Annotated in this window: 10 protein-coding genes; 6 read left to right on the top strand and 4 right to left on the bottom strand. The window is 71.6% G+C overall.

Annotation, left to right across the window (positions count from 1 at the left end):
* Positions 1-548: 548 nt before the first annotated feature.
* Together ACFMQL_RS31760 and ACFMQL_RS31765 are read right to left on the bottom strand one after the other, a co-directional pair.
* Positions 549-1178 carry a response regulator gene (locus tag ACFMQL_RS31760; protein WP_378788433.1) on the bottom strand — a complete coding sequence of 210 codons (630 nt, stop codon included), beginning with the start codon at positions 1176-1178 and terminating at the stop codon, positions 549-551.
* A gap of 21 nt (positions 1179-1199) precedes the next feature.
* Positions 1200-2330: a sensor histidine kinase gene (locus ACFMQL_RS31765; RefSeq protein WP_378788434.1), complete on the bottom strand. Its 1131-nt coding sequence runs from the start codon at positions 2328-2330 to the stop codon at positions 1200-1202.
* Between the two features lie 665 nt (positions 2331-2995).
* On the opposite strand from ACFMQL_RS31765, the gene ACFMQL_RS31770 reads away from it, so the two are divergent.
* The 3 genes from ACFMQL_RS31770 (at position 2996) to ACFMQL_RS31780 (ending at position 6674) form a co-directional block, all read left to right on the top strand.
* Positions 2996-3709 carry an ABC transporter ATP-binding protein gene (locus ACFMQL_RS31770; protein ID WP_364052654.1) on the top strand — a complete coding sequence of 238 codons (714 nt, stop codon included), beginning with the start codon at positions 2996-2998 and terminating at the stop codon, positions 3707-3709.
* Between the two features lie 1368 nt (positions 3710-5077).
* The gene (locus ACFMQL_RS31775) at positions 5078-5839 is read left to right on the top strand and encodes an ABC transporter permease (RefSeq protein ID WP_378788436.1); all 762 of its coding nucleotides are present in this window, start codon (positions 5078-5080) and stop codon (positions 5837-5839) included.
* 265 nt (positions 5840-6104) lie between these two features.
* Positions 6105-6674: a hypothetical protein gene (locus ACFMQL_RS31780; protein WP_364052648.1), complete on the top strand. Its 570-nt coding sequence runs from the start codon at positions 6105-6107 to the stop codon at positions 6672-6674.
* 251 nt (positions 6675-6925) lie between these two features.
* On the opposite strand, the gene ACFMQL_RS31785 is transcribed toward ACFMQL_RS31780, so the two are convergent.
* Together ACFMQL_RS31785 and ACFMQL_RS31790 are read right to left on the bottom strand one after the other, a co-directional pair.
* Positions 6926-9178, bottom strand: coding sequence for a rhamnogalacturonan lyase (locus ACFMQL_RS31785; RefSeq protein WP_378790226.1), 2253 nt, complete (start codon positions 9176-9178; stop codon positions 6926-6928).
* A 1291-nt stretch (positions 9179-10469) separates the two neighbouring features.
* Positions 10470-11357, bottom strand: a complete 888-nt coding sequence (locus tag ACFMQL_RS31790; RefSeq protein ID WP_364052645.1) for a DeoR/GlpR family DNA-binding transcription regulator — start codon at positions 11355-11357, stop codon at positions 10470-10472.
* A gap of 61 nt (positions 11358-11418) precedes the next feature.
* Here ACFMQL_RS31790 and ACFMQL_RS31795 point away from each other — a divergent pair, with 61 nt between their 5' ends.
* The 3 genes from ACFMQL_RS31795 to ACFMQL_RS31805 all read left to right on the top strand — a co-directional run bounded on the left by ACFMQL_RS31795 (position 11419) and on the right by ACFMQL_RS31805 (position 14601).
* Positions 11419-12822 carry an L-fuculokinase gene (locus ACFMQL_RS31795; protein ID WP_378788438.1) on the top strand — a complete coding sequence of 468 codons (1404 nt, stop codon included), beginning with the start codon at positions 11419-11421 and terminating at the stop codon, positions 12820-12822.
* A 142-nt stretch (positions 12823-12964) separates the two neighbouring features.
* Positions 12965-13852 (top strand): hypothetical protein, encoded by an 888-nt coding sequence (locus ACFMQL_RS31800; RefSeq protein WP_364052639.1) that lies wholly within the window; start codon positions 12965-12967, stop codon positions 13850-13852.
* A complete protein-coding gene (locus ACFMQL_RS31805) occupies positions 13849-14601 on the top strand; it encodes an aspartate/glutamate racemase family protein (RefSeq protein WP_378788440.1) in 753 nt (250 codons plus the stop codon). The genes ACFMQL_RS31800 and ACFMQL_RS31805 overlap by 4 nt, the downstream gene beginning before the upstream one ends.
* Positions 14602-14884: the final 283 nt, after the last annotated feature.

Consider the following 14884-nt stretch of genomic DNA (forward strand, 5'->3'; position numbering starts at 1 on the left):
CTAGCACCTCAACCCGTCCGGCTTGTGAGCGCCCCGACCCGAGCCTGGTTTGCGAGCGCCTCGCCCACGTTCGGCCCGCGAGCGCCGCAGCCTGAGCCTGGCTTGTGAGCGCCTCGCCTGAGCCTGGTTTGCGAGCGTCTCGCCCACGTTCGGCCTGCGAGCGCCGCCGCCCGAGCCTGGCCTGCGAGCGCCTCGCCTGAGCCTGGCTTGTGAGCGCCCCCGCCTGAGCCTGGCTTGTGAGCGCCCCCGCCTGAGCCTGGTTTGCGAGCGCCTCGCCTGAGCCTGGTTTGCGAGCGCCTCGCCCACGTTCGGCCTGCGAGCGCCCCGCCTGACCTGGCTTGCAAGCATCGCCGCCCGAGCCCCGGTCGGCGAGCGCCCCCGCCCGAGCCCGGCCCGCGAGCACCTCGCGCCTCGCCTGCGACGGTCAAGCCAGAGCAGGCTGCGCCCGGAACAGATCAAGCCGGATTGGACCTGAAGGGCGCACCCACGAGGAGCGGAGCCTAGGAGCCTCGGAGCGGAGCCGGCGAGCAGGCATACCGAGGGAACGGTCAGAGGAGACCGGCGTCGCGGACCTTCATCGCCACGTGCACGCGATTGTCCGTGCCGAGCTTGGCGAAGATGCGGGTGATGTTGGCCTTGACGGTGGCCACGCTCACCGACAGATCCCTGGCGATCTCCGCGTTGGAGCTGCCCTTGGCGACCTCGATGGCCACCTCCCGCTCGCGTTCGGTCAGCTCGGCCAGCTCGCGTGCGGCGTCGGGCCGGCGCGGCTCGTAGCGTCCGGTGGCGGCGGCGATCACCTGCTGGGTGACGCTCGGCGACAGCACCGGCTCGCCCTTGGCCACCGCCCGCACCGCCTCGATCATCTTCGGCGGCGGCGTGTCCTTCAGCAGGAACCCGTTCGCGCCGATCTGCAGCGCCCGCAGCACCATGTCGTCGGCGTCGAACGTGGTCAGCACCAGGATCCGGGGCGGCGACGGCTGCCGAAGCAGCAGCTCGGTGGTGGTCAGACCGTCCTGCTCCGGCATGCGGATGTCCATCAGCACGACGTCGGGCCGCAGGTCGCGGATCACCGTCATCGCCTGCTTGCCGTCGCCCGCCTCGCCCACGAGGTCGATGTCGGACTCGCCGCCCAGGATGAGCCGCAGCCCCGTACGCACCATGGGATCGTCATCCACGATCACGACTCTCACCACGCGTCAAGCCTCCCACGGCAGCAGCGCGTCGAGGACGAAACGCCCGTCGCGTACGTCATGAGTGATCTTCCCACCGGCCATCCGCGTCCGCTCGGCCAGCCCGATCAGGCCCAGCCGCCCACCCGGCCCCGGCCTGCCCGGCATGGTCGCGTTGCTCACCCGGATCCGCAGCCCGTCGCCCGGCCGCCCGCCGATCTCGGCCCGCACCACGCTCCCCGGCGCGTGCTTGCGCGCGTTCGTCAGCGCCTCCTGCACGATCCGGTACGCGTGCCGCCCCGTCTGCGTCGGCAGCCGATCCCTCTCTGTGACGGTGTCGTGCACCTCGACCTGCTGCCCGGCGGCGCGTACCTCGGCGAAGAGCGCGTCGAGGTGGGCCAGCGTCGGCTGCGGCGCGGCGGGCTCGGTCTCGGCCGCACCGTCGTGCTCGGCCTGGTCGTCGTGCCCGCCCCGCCGCAGGGTGCCCAGCACGGCGCGCAGCTCGTTCAGCGACTGGTGCGCGTTCTCCTGGATCGCCAGCGCCGCCTCCCGCGTCTGCTCGGGCGTCAGGTCCTTCCGGTACGCCAGCCCGCCCGCCAGCATCGCCAGCAGGGAGAGGCGGTGCGCCAGGACGTCGTGCATCTCCTGCGCGATCTTCAGGCGTTCGGCCAGCTTGGCCTGCTCCACCCGCTGCGCCTGCCCGCGCCGCTCCGCCTCCAGCCGCTCCGCCTCAAGCTCGCGCCGACCCCTCAGGTAGAGCCCGAACGCGGTCACCGCGGCCAGGACGGCGGCCGAGACGATCGCGTAGAACACGGTCAGCTGGATGTCGTCCTTCCACCGGCTGTAGAACACCTCGCACGCCCAGAACAGCACCGCGACCGGCACCACCTGCCGCCACCGGCGATGCGTGGCCAGCGAGGCGAACGCGACGATCGCCGGCCCGCCCATCGTCATCGAGAAGGCCGTCGGCACCGCCAGCACGGCCGCGATCTGCCACTGCCACCTGCGCCGCAACGGCAGCAGCGCCATGCCCGCCGCGCCCGTGGCCATGTCGGCGAGCAGCATGCCCACGTTCACCTGAGGTCCGTAGGTGCCGCTGCTGATCAGTATCACCGCGGAGAGCAGCAGGGGCAGCGCGGCGAACAAGTAGAGCAGCACGGCCCCCAGCTTGTCGGTGGACCGCCCGATGTGTGACCGCCCTGCGGCTGACCGCCCGCTGGCTGATCGCCGGGTGGCTGACCGCCCGGTGGTTGACCGGCCGGTAGTGACGGCCTCAGGCATGCCGAGCCGCCCGTCCGGACCTAGGCGTTCGGCCGAGCTCGGGCGCGACAGGTCCGGACGCTCGGCCTGGTCTAGACGCTCGGCCGGGTCTGGGTACTCGGCAACACTCTGCCGCGGCGGATCCGAGGGCTCGGCGGTGTGGCTCGGGTGCGGCGGATCCGAGGGCTCGGCGGTGTGGCTCGAGCGCGGCGGACCCAAGCGTTCGGCGACGTCACTCGAGCGCGGCGTGCCAGGGTCATCGCCTGGTGTCTCGTGCACCGGGCTGGGGTCGTGGCCTGATGCCCGGTCGAGCAGGGAGGGGTCGTGGCCTGATGCCTGGTGCGGCGTGCCGGGGTCGTCACGTGCCATCTGGCGCGGAGGGACAGCGTGGTGGTCGTGCACGGCCATCAGCCTAAACATGGCCTGGCCTGCGCGTTAGCACCCTGGGTCGACTCCGCTATAGACCCTCGGCTACAACTCGCCGCGCAGGTGTAGCCCTGGCGACGGCGACTTTCGACCCTGGTCCGATGTGATCCGGTGGCGTTTCCGATGAACTTCTGATCGTGATCGAACTCCACCGCGTCACCAAGACCTACAAGGGCGTGAAGGCGCTCGACGACGTGTCCTTCACCGTCCACCCCGGCTCCGTCACAGGCTTCCTCGGCCCCAACGGCGCGGGCAAGTCGACGGCCATGCGCATCCTGACCGGCCTCATCAAGCCCACATCAGGCCGCGCCACCGTGCTGGGCAAGCCTTATGCCGAGCTGGCGCGTCCCGGCTACGACGTGGGCACCCTGCTCGACGCCGGCGCCCAGCACCCCGGCCGCACCGGGCGCGAGGTGCTCACCCTGGGCGCGCTCATGCTCGGCCTGCCGAAAACGCGCGTCGACGAAGTACTCGGCATGGTGGGCCTGACCGCCAAGGAGGCCGGACGGCCGGTGCGCGGCTACTCACTCGGCATGCGACAGCGGCTCGGCATCGGCCACGCGCTCCTCGGCCGCCCCAAGGCGCTCATTCTGGACGAGCCCGCCAACGGCCTCGACCCCCAGGGCATCCAGTGGATGCGCGAGCTCCTGCGGGACCTGGCCGCCTCCGGCTGCGCCGTTCTGCTCAGCTCACACCTGCTGTACGAAGTGGAGCAGGTCGCCGACCGCATCGTGATGATCGGCGCCGGGCGCGTCCTGGCCCAGGGCACACTCGCCGAGCTCAGCCAGGGCCGCAGCCTCGAACAGACCTTCCTCGACCTCACCTCCCGCGCATCCCGCACCCCCGCCTGACGCTGGCTTCGGCCTGGTCTCCCAGCCCCCACGACCCCGTCTTGGAACCCGATGATCTCTCTCAGTCCCGATGACCTCGTCCGCCGTAGCAATGCGACCAGGCATCGTCGCCTGCAGTCGCGACCTGGACAGGTGCCATCGTCCGCAGTCGCGACCTTGGCCGGCGCCGTCGTCTGCAGTCGCGATCTGGGCCGGTGTCGTCGCCCGCCGTGGCGGGGCGGCCCGGTGCTATGGCGTGCCATCGCAACCCGATCCGGCCCTTACCTACCGTCGAGATTCGGCTCGGCGTTTTCGCGTGTTGTCGCGGCCTGTCCTGGCGTTGTGGCTTGCTGTGGCGGCCCGATCCGGCGATGCGGTCCCGCCGTTGCGAGCGGATCGGGCGTCTTCGCCCGCCGTCGCCGGCTGGCCCGACCTGGCCCCGTCTACTGCCGTTACCCGATCCGGCGACCGTGCGTCACCTGGCTTCCGGTTACGTTCCGGATGCCGGTCCGGCAAGGGCCTGCGTCGTCAAGCGGGTCTGCATGCGCGGGCCGGGCGGGCGAGCGTCGGCGGCTCCACCGGGCTGGCGTTCAAGGACCCTCCGCCGGTCGTCGCCCGCAAGGCGGCACACGCGGTCGTGTTCGGGAGGCGGCCCATGCGGTCGTGTTCGGGAGGCGGCACACGCGGTCGTGTTCGGGAGGCGCTGCATCTGGTCATCGAGACACGGCCACGTTGGGGGTTTCCCTGCCATTCGGCGTCGTCCGCGAAGCGTCCTTACGCAGGGTGCGCTCGATAGCCGTCCGTGAGGCGCTTGTGAGGCGGCCGTAGTTGGTCGTCGTCGCTCGCCAACTTGGTGTCGCCCGCGAAGCGTCCCCACGCGACCCTCGACTGTCGTCGGTCAGACGCTGTGCTGTCGCCCGTGCAGCGCTTGCGGGGCGGCCGCAATTGGTAGTCGCCCGCGAAGTGGCCATCGAAGGATGCGCTCGGGCAGCGCCTGGCCTGGCCGGACGACCCCACGTGACACAGCACCCGCACGCTCAGCGGTCGCTCGCGAAGGGCCGCGCTCGGCCGTGGCCCTGCCACTTGGCCATCGGACGCAACGCGTGTGTGACGCGGCTGCACTTAGGCGGCACTCGTGAAGCGTTGGCGACGGCTTCCACTCGGCGGCTTCTAGGCCGGAGGGGCTGGCGGTTGCCTGGCCAGACGATCGGCGGGTGCCTGGCCAGACGGCTGGCGGGTGCTTGGCCAGACGGCCGGCGGTTGTCTGGCCAGACGGCTGGCGGGTGCTTGGCCAGACGGCTGAGCGTGGCTCGCCCCTTCTTCCCCCTACTTCTTCACCCCCACCACCGACAGAACCACCCCTTGCACCCATAGCGATTGGAGCTGCTCATGACCACCCACATCGCCCCACGAACCTGGCAGCGCAGCACGTTCGGCACCCTGCTGCGAGTTGAGACGCGGAAGCTGCTCGATACCCGGACCAGCCGGATCATGACCGCCGTCCTGGTCGTCGTCGCGGTCGCGCTCGTCGCCGGCCGGGGCGTCGTGACGGGGACAGCCGACCTGTTCACGTTGGCCGGGACGGCGGGGGCGGCGTTCGGGATTCTGCTGCCCGTGCTCGGCATTCTGTCGATCACCGGCGAGTGGCATCACCGAACGGCGCTGACCACGTTCACCCTGGAGCCGAGACGGGCGCGGGTGCTGGTGGCGAAGTGCGTGCCGGTACTGGTGGCGGCCGCGCTGGCGTGCGTCCTCGCGGTGCTGGTCGCGCTGCCGGTGACGGCGGTGGCGGCGTCCGTGGCGGGCGTGGAGGCGTCGTGGCGGCTCGAGCCGTACGAGCTGCTGGGCTGGATCGCGACGATGGTGCTGGTGACCGCCCAGGGCCTGGCGTTGGGGCTGCTGGTGCTGAACGCCCCGGCCGCGATCGTGATCTACCTGGTCAGCCCCATGGTGTGGAGCTTCGTCGGTCAACTTGGCAAGGGAGGTAAAGCCATGGCACAGTGGCTGGACCTCAACTCCACCAGCGACGTTCTGATGAGCGGCGACGTGACAGGCGGCGATTTGGCGCGCCTGGCGGCGTCTGTGACAGTCTGGATCGTCGTCCCTGCCGTGGTGGGGACCCTGCGAGTGCTCCGCAGCGACGTAACCTGATGCTTTACCCACAAGGTAGATCTATGCCGGTTTCGTGGCGATATGTTTGCCAATGTCCGGTTTTAGGGGGTAGCGTCGTGGACGTCACCGAGCAGTGACCCGCGCCTGACCAAGAGAGGCGGGGCCTGCCTCGGTTCTTCGGATCCCACGATCCACGCGGATTCCCGCTGCGCTCCACGTAGCGTCTGTACGGCGTGCTGCCCGGCTACGTACGTCCCGACGAGCGCAAAGTTCCCGTCCCCTAACAAAGGACCTGAATTTTCCTATGTCTGCTCGCCTGCGTTCTGTCGCCCTGCTCGCCGCCTCCGCCGCCGCGGCCATGACCGTCGGCGCGTCCACCGCTCACGCCGGGACCGGCGTCGAGCAGCGCGGGGTGCTGAAGGGCTCGACGACTGCGTCCTACTTCTGGGACGACGCCTCCGGCCGAGCCGGCGACACCGGGCTGCCCGCGGCGGGCAAGCCCATGCAGAAGGGCCTGGCCGCCAGCCCGAGCTGGCCCCTCATGACCGAGGGTTACGTCATCTACAAGGGCAAGAAGCTGCCCTTCTTCGTGGGTGACCGCGGCCCCGGCGCCCCGTCCAACCGCGGCGTGATGCTCGACCTGGACGCCAAGACCTTCGCCGAGCTGACCGGCGGCACGTTCAACCCGCGCACGCTGGGCGTCGACGGCGTCAACGGCGAGGGCCACATCAAGGTCGACTACATCATCACCAAGTGGGGTGACGGGGTCGGCAAGAAGAGCTACCCCGTGGCCTTCTCCACCGGCGCCTGGGCCGAGAAGGACGACAACCCGGTCATCCAGCAGGTGTCCGTCAAGGTTCCTGCCACCCGGTAAGGCCGGCCATCAGACGTCATCGAAGAGGGCGCTCCCATCGGGCGGAGCGCCCTCTTCGGCGTTTCCCGCGGACGTCAGCGTCGCCGTGATACGCGGGCGTCGGCATCGCCGCTTCATGCGGGAGGCCGGTGCCGGCGTGTCATGCGGGAGGCCGGTGCCGGCGTGTCATGCGGGCGTGGGCGTCGGCGTGTCATGCGGGTGTCGGCGTCGGCGTCTCATGTGAGCGTCAGCGCTGGTGTTTCATGCGGGTGTCAGCGCAGGTTCGGTACGGGCACCTTCGACCAGTCGATGTCCGAGCCGAAGTAGAAGCTCGGGTACGCCGGCTGGTTGTAGCCCGTCTGCTGCCTGGCCACGTCGACCCGGTACTGCGGGTCGTGCATGAGCGTGTACAGCTTCCTGTCGGTCACCTCGGTGCTGAGGTAGATGCGGATCGCGCTGCTGTCGGCCGTACGGACCAGCAGCTCCTCGCGCCAGTCGCCGAAGACGTCGGCCACCAGGCCAGGGTTGCCCTTCGTCCAGTTGTTCGTCAGCGTGCCCTCGGCCGTCAGCAGCGTTCCCCTGCGGTGGTCGTCGATGGTGGGCGTCTGCAGGACGTCGGTGGCGGTGCCGTTGACGAGCTGCGTGGTCATGTCGGCGGCCCAGCGGATGCTCATGTTGGTGCCGGGGGTGTTCCTGCCCAGGTACTCGCCGCGCGCCGACCACAGACCGGCCTGCACCGCCTGGTCCGGCGGCATCGAGGACCACATCTCCAGGCCGCGGATGCCCGGGTCGATGTCGCCGACCATGCCGCGGCCGGTGTCCACGCCGCTGTAGCCGCCGTGGATCACCTCGCCGGTGGCGGCGTCGCGCAGCGCCCAGCCGTACGGGGCCCACGAGCCGCCCTCGTGCACGGTCCAGATCTCCAAACCGGGATGATCGGGGTCGAAGTCGCCCACGTGCATGGCGTCGCCGTGCCCGAGCCGTACGTTCTGGCCCGGCACGTTGCTCTGCGGCGGCGCTACGTCGAAGGAGGAGTACAGCAGGTCGCCGTCGTCGTCGATGGTGGCGGAGCCGTACACGATCTCCTGCCTGCCGTCGCCGTCCACGTCGGCCACGCCCATCGAGTGGAAGCCCTGCGTGGTCAGGTCGGCGTACTTCGGGTTGCTGCCGGGGACGCCGTGCGGCGAGGCGTTGAACGGGTTCGTCATTGGGGCGTGGCCGCTGTCGACGTACCAGCGCTCCTTGAGCCGCCTGCCGTCCCAGTCGTAGGCGACCAGCGTGGTGCGGGTGTAGTAGCCGCGCGCGAAGATCGCCGACGGGCGCCGGCCGTCGAGGTAGGCGACCGACGACAGGAAGCGGTCCACCCGGTTGCCCGGCTCGATCCTGGCCATCGCGTAGTCGCCCCAGAGCAGGCCGTCGTCGCCGCGTCCCGGCTTGTAGTGGACGGTCTGCAGCTCGCGGCCCGTCGCGCCGTCGAACACCGACAGGTACTCGGGGCCGGTGAGGACGAAGCCGGCGAACTCGCGCAGCCGGTTGTTGCCGCTGCGGGAGGGCGCGTAGACGTCGATGAAGTACGTCGCCAGCTCCTCCGCGTCGGCCTTGGAGAGCGGGTACCGGTACTTCGGCTCGATGCCGAGCGCCTCTTCGATGGTCTTCGGCCAGCGCCCGGCGACGACCTCCGGATGCTCATGCCACTTCGTGAACATCGCCGCCAGGTGGTCGAAGTAGTCGGCGGCGCTCATCCGGTAGTCGTCGGTGTGGGCGTACCCGGCCTTGCGGTCCTCGCGCGGCATCGTGATGTAGCGCTCGGAGACGACCTGGCCCTTGGCGCCGTACCGGATGATCTTTGTGCCCGGGGCGGTCTTCAGCATCATCTCCGAACGGCCGTCGCCGTCGAAGTCGTAGACCAGGAACTGCGTGTAGTGGGCGCCCGAGCGGATGTTCACGCCCAGGTCGAGCCGCCAGCGCAGGGTGCCGTCCAGCTCGTAGGTGTCGAGGTACGTGTTGCCGGTGTAGCCGCGCTGCGAGACGTCCTTGGAGTTCGACGGCTCCCACTTGACCACGTACTCGTACTGGCCGTCGCCGTCCACGTCGCCCACGCTCAGGTCGTTGGCCGCGTACGTGTACGCCTCGCCCGCCGGGGTCACGCCGTCGGCGGGCTTGCGCAGCTTGAGATTGTAAAACGTTTTAAGCCAAGGCCTGACAGCAGGGCTCTTCCGGCCCTCGCGGCCCCTCGCGATCGGCGCCACCCGGTACTCGGAGCGGGACGTGCCCGTAGGGTCGCGGTAGTTGGTGCTGTCGGTCACCGTGGCGATCGGACGGCCGTCGCGGTAGACGCGGAAGTCGGTGCCCGTCATGCCGTCCGGGCCGTGCCCGGTGACCTCGTCGCCGAGCAGTCGCCAGCTCAGGAACACGCCCTCGCTGGTGGAGGCCGCCACCAGGCCCCGATCGAGATGCTCAAGGCGCGGGCCCGGGCGGTGTTCGCCCTGTGGTGCGGAGGCGGCGGTGGCGGGGGAGGGGGTCATGGGCAGGCACATGAGTGCGGCTAAGCCCACGGCCATGGCGCGGCGGATGCTGCTGGGGGGTCTCATCGTGACGAGCTCCGCTCATTGAATCGATTAAATTTGGCTGGAGATTATTGGGGACTGTGAGGTTTGTCAAGGGCATGTTTCGCCAGGTGATATAGGGGGTGGCGGGGGCGGCCGAGGTCGTGAACCACCTTGAAAGCGTTCAGTGGGAGGGTGGGGAGGACCGCTGTGCGGCGCTGTGATGTACGCGCGATCGGGGGGTGCCAGCACCGTCGCTTGAGATCAGGGCGCCTGCGCCATCGCTTGAGATCGGGGGCGTCACCGCCGCCCGCCTCGTACTGCGACGGTCGCCGTGCCCTCTGGCCGCCGTCCGTTTGCGATCGCGGCGATCGTCGCCACGGCCTGCTCAGCCGCAGCATGCGGCCTCGACCGGCTGCGGCGATCCCGCTGACAGTCGCAGGTTGCGAGTGTGCGGACGATCTTCGGAGGGGCTGGCAACCCCGGTTGATCGGAGCACGATGCGAAAGCCTGGCCCGACGTCTTGGCCTACACGCTGCGGCTGCGGGCGCAGGACCGGCATGGTCTGCCCGTGGAGCGGCCAGGCCGCCGTCAAGCGCAGGGGCGTTGCGGTAGCTCTACGGCAGCGTGACGGCGCTGGCCGCCGTCACCGGCGCGCTGCATCGGGCCGCCGGTCGCTACCTTGAGGTCATCACGTGGTGCGCCCAGAACTTCGAGGCGATGGCCGACCCGGATCAGCGCCTGGGCGCGTCCCTGGGCTACGTTCGGCTCGGTGAGGCACCCGTCTGCCCCCGGCTGCGCCGCGCGGACGCTGCGCAGGCGGGGCGGTGCTCGTGGCTGTGCAGATCGGGCGGTGTTGGGGCGCTGCACAGGGGAGGTGCCCTGCGTGGTTGCAGTGTTTGGCGGGGCGGGCTCGGTGGTTGCGCAGGTCGGGCGGTGTTGGGGCGCTGCACAGGGGAGGTGCCCCGCGTGGTCGCAGTGCTTGGCGGGGGTGCTCGGTGGCTGCGCCTGGGGTCACTGCTGCTCTCCCCGCGCCGTCGTAGGGTTGTTACTTCCGCAGGTGGCCCCGGGACTCTTCGCCCCGGGCGGTCGCCGCTTGGTCGGCGGGGCCGCCGCGCCTCCGGCCGCTCCACACCCACGCGTGCGCCGCTACGGTCATCGGCCCCCGTGCAGGAGGAAGCGGGAAGCCGGCCACCTGGTCCGGGCGTGGCCGGTCGCCCGTCGCCCCGCGCAGGTGGAAGCGGGTCAGGGAGCGGCAGGTGGAAGCGGGTCAGGGGGCGAGGGTCGTGCGAACGGGGAGGGTGAAGCCTTCGGGGAGGGCGTCGGTGATGAGGCGCGTGACGGCGGACCAGGTGCAGACCCTGATCGGGGCGCTCAGCTCGAACTTGCGGGCGTCGCTCACCACGATGGTGTCGCGGGCGATGGAGATCAGGCGGCGTTTGGTCTCGGCCTCGTAAGGGGTGGCGCCGTACACGCCGGCCTCGTCGAGGGCGGTGGCGGCCAGGAACAGCGTGCGGACGCCCAGGTGTTCCAGCGCCGCGAGGGTCTCCGGGCCGCCGAAGGAGCGGGTGTCGCGGCTGTACTGGCCGCCGATGCCGATCAGGGTGATGTCCGGCCGGGGTGCGAGGGCGGCGATGGCCGGCAGCGAGTGGGTGACGACGGTGAGGTCGGCGTCGGCGGGGAGCAGTTTGGCGATCTCCAGCGTGGTCGTGCCCGAGTCGAGCGCCACCGTCGTGCCGGGCTCGATGTGGCGTACGGCTGCGGCGGCGATCGCGCGCTTGGCGTCGGCGGCCTGGATCGAGCGGTCGGAGAACGGCAGAGCCGTGGCGTCCGCCGGAGTGGCGCCGCCGCGCACGGCTCTGATCAGGCCGTCGCTCGCGAGGCGTTGCAGGTCGCGGCGGATGGTGTTGGGGGAGACGCCCAGCTCGTCCACCAGGTCGGCGGCCGAGACGTAGCCGTCGCGCGAGACGCGGCGCAGGATCGCGGCCCGTCTCCCGGGCGCGGACCCGTAACGCAGGCCAGGGTCGGGCTGCCGGTCCGCGGGCATGCCGGAAACGGAGGTCGGGACGCCCTGGGGGGCGGATGCGGTGGTGGGGACGACCTGGGGGGCGGATGCGGTGTCGGGGGCATTCTGGTCGCCGGGGCGGGTGGCGGGCATGTGGCCATGATGCACCATAAGTTGGCACTTTTCCGCCAACTTATGGATTTATAGTGACAACATGACGCCGAACGGGCTGCTGGCCGGGATCGATGTGGGCACCACCCACGTCAAGGTGGGCTTCTTCGACGGCCGGGGCGGCGAGGTGGCCTGCGTCCGGCGGAAGACGCCGTCCGACCTTCCCGCCCTCGTCAAGGTCGTGACGGACGCGCTCGGGGAGTGCGCGGAGCGGGCGGGACGCGGGCCGGAGGCGATCGGGATCGCCGGCATGGCCGAGACCGGCGTACCGCTCGACGCGGAGGGACGGCCGCTCACCCCGCTGATCTGGTGGAACGACCCGCGCGGCGCGGCGGAGATCGCCGAGCTGGGCCTGGACGACGCCACGCTCTACGCCGCCGCCGGCCGCTGGGCGGATGCCAAGGCACCGCTGGCGAAGTGGCTGTGGCTGCGCCGCCACGAGCCCGGGGTGCTGAAGGCGATGCGCTGGTGGGCGGGCGCGCCGGAGGCGGTGGCGTACGCGCTGACCGGAGTGCTGCGCACGAACGCGACGCTGGCCGCGCGCACCCTCGCCTACGACGTACGGACCGGCCGCTACGACGCGGACCTGATCGCCGAGGCAGGGCTGGACGGCGACCGGCTGCCGCCGGTGATCGGCGCGGCCGAGCCCGTCGGCGGGCTGGTCGTGGACGTGCCCGGCGTACGGCGCGGAGCGCCGGTGGTGATCGCCGGCCACGACCACGCGGTGGGGGCGTGGGCCGCCGGGGTACGGCGGCCGGGCGACGTGGCCGACTCGCTCGGCACCGCCGAAGCACTCATGGTGCCGGCGGAACGCGCACCCGACCCGCGTACCGGGATCGCGCTGGGCGTCACGGCGGACCCGGCGCTGGACGGCGAGCGTACGGTGCTCGTCGGCGGCCTGCCGACCAGCGGGGCCATGCTCGACTGGGCGCTGCGCCTGCTCGGCGGCAAGGGGTATGACGACCTGCCCGTCCTGCTCGACGGCGTGCGGCTGCCGACCGGCATCGTCGTGGAGCCGTACCTGAGGGGGAGAGTGGCGCCGGCGCCCGACCGGGGTCGGCGGGCGGTGCTGGCGGGGCTCGATGCCGCGCACGGGCCGGGCGAGCTGCTGGCCGCCGCCGTCGAGGGCACCTGCCTGCACGCGCGCTGGATGCTCGACGAGCTGGCCGCCGTGGCGGGAGCCGTCCCCGAACGGCTGGCCGTCTTCGGCGGGCAGGTCAGGATCCCGGCGTGGATGCGGGTGAAGGCCGCGGTCTCGCCGGTGCCGGTCGAGATCGTCCGCTGCCGCGACGCGGTCTGCGCGGGCGCCGCCCTCATCGCGGGCCGGGCGGGCGGCTCGCTCGCCGACGTACCGGTCCTGCCCCGCGAACGCCACCCCGACGAGCCCGGCCTGCGCGCCGCCTACCGCCCGCAGTACGAGACCTTCCTGTCCAGGGCCGCGCCATGACCCAGGACTCAGACCTTCCTGCCCGAGGCCGCGACATGACCTTCATGGCCAGAGCCCAGGACGCGACCTGCCCGGCCGAGCCCGCGGCGCGAACCGCCCGTACCAGCCGGAAGACCTACCCATCACCCGAACGGGAGCACGCATGACCACCGCCGACCAGCCCACCCTCGACCTGCTCGCCCGCCCATCGGGCGGGTTCGCCATGGTCGCCATGGACCAGCGCGAGAGCCTCAGGCAGATGTTCACCGCCGCGACGGGGCGGCGCGCCGGTGACGACGAGCTGCGGGAGTTCAAGCTGACGGTGGCGCGCGAGCTCGGCCCGTACGCCTCGGGCTTCCTCATCGACCAGGACTATGGGTTCGAGCAGGTGGCCGAAGCCGGCACGGTGTCCGGCGGGCTGATCGTGGCCGTGGACAGCCTTCAGCAGGACCCCGACGGGCCCGTCGAGGACACCGGCATCGACGACCGCGTGGACATGGAGGCGGCGCGCAAGCTGGGGGCGGTGGCGGCCAAACTGCTGCTCATCTGGCGGGACGACGACGAACGGGAGCGGCGGCTGGAGACGGCGGCCGAGTTCGTCCGGCGGTGCGCCGCGGCCGGGCTGCTGTCGGTGCTGGAAGGGGTGGCCAAGCCCGCCCGCGGCAAGGAGGCGGAGTTCGACGGGCCGGCCGCGATCAGGGAGGCGGCCCGGGAGCTGGCCGGGCTCCGTCCCGACCTGTACAAGGCGCAGGTTCCGCTCGGCGGCGCCGCGCCCGAGGAACGGCTGGTCGAGGAGTGCGCCGCGCTGGACGCGGTGATCCCCGTGCCCTGGGTGGTGCTGTCGCAGGGCGTGGAGCGGGACGACTTCCCGGCGGCGGTCCGCGCCGCGTGCCGCGCGGGCGCGTCCGGCATGCTCGCCGGGCGGGCCGTCTGGAGCGACCTGGTCGGCTCGGCGGACCTCGCCGCCGACCTGCGCACCACGTCGGTGCCGAGGCTGCAGCGGCTGGCCGCGATCGTGGACGAGCACGCCCGCCCCTGGACCGCCCGATGACCGGCACGCCGCGCCGGGAAGGCGCGCACGACACCGGGACGCTGGACAGGGGTTGCGGTCAGAACGCCGCGACCGGGACGTCTCGCCGGGCAGGCGCTCAGGACACCGTCGCGATGCTGCACACCGTGCCCGCGCTCGCCACCTCGCTCACCACCCTGGCCAAGGAGGTACGTCCCGGTGCCCGGGTGCTGAACTTCGTGGACGAGAGCCTGCTCCAGGACACCATCGCCGCCGGCGACCCGCCGCCCCACGTGCTGCGCCGCCTCATCGCCTACGCCACCTACGCCAAGGAGTCGGGCGCGGGCGTGCTGCTGGTGACGTGCTCGTCGATCGGGGAGGCGGCCGAGCGGGCCCGCCCGTACGCGGAGCTGCCCGTGCTGCGCATCGACGAGCCGATGGCGGACGAGGCGGTACGGGCGGGCGCCAGGATCGGCGTGCTGGCCACGCTGGCCTCCACGCTCGGCCCCACCACGCGGGCGGTCGAGCGGGCGGCGGCCCGCCGCGAGGTTGCGCGCGAGGTGGTGCCGCACCTGTGCGAGGGCGCGTTCGAGGCGCTGCGCGGCGGCGACGCGGCCCGTCATGACGCGCTGGTCCTCGAGGGCTTCGCGAAGCTCGCCGGGCAGGTGGACGTGGTGGTGCTGGCGCAGGCGTCGATGGCCCGCATCGTGGAGCAGGCGGGTGACGCCGGCGTGCCGGTGCTGTCGTCGCCGCGCTCCGGCGTGGCCCAGCTCGCCCGCCAGAACGGCTGACCACCGCTCCGGACGGTTCGGGTGGCCGCGTGTCCGGCAGGGCGGACGCGGGCCCGAGCCACCGCCCTGAGGCCCTCACGCAGGTGAGCCGCCGTGCCGCTCACCTGCGTCATCGGCAGGAGTGATCGGCTTCCGCGCCCTCCTGGGTCTTGCTTGTTGTGATTTGTCAGCTTTCAATGAGCCCCATACGGCAAGATCCAGGAGGGTCCAGATGCGTGGTTTACGGGCGTCCGCAGTCGCCCTGTTGATCGCCGCCACGGCGTTATCCGGGGCGGCGCCGTCC

This window comes from Nonomuraea fastidiosa (assembly GCF_042751225.1).
Taxonomy (GTDB): Bacteria; Actinomycetota; Actinomycetes; order Streptosporangiales; family Streptosporangiaceae; genus Nonomuraea; species Nonomuraea fastidiosa.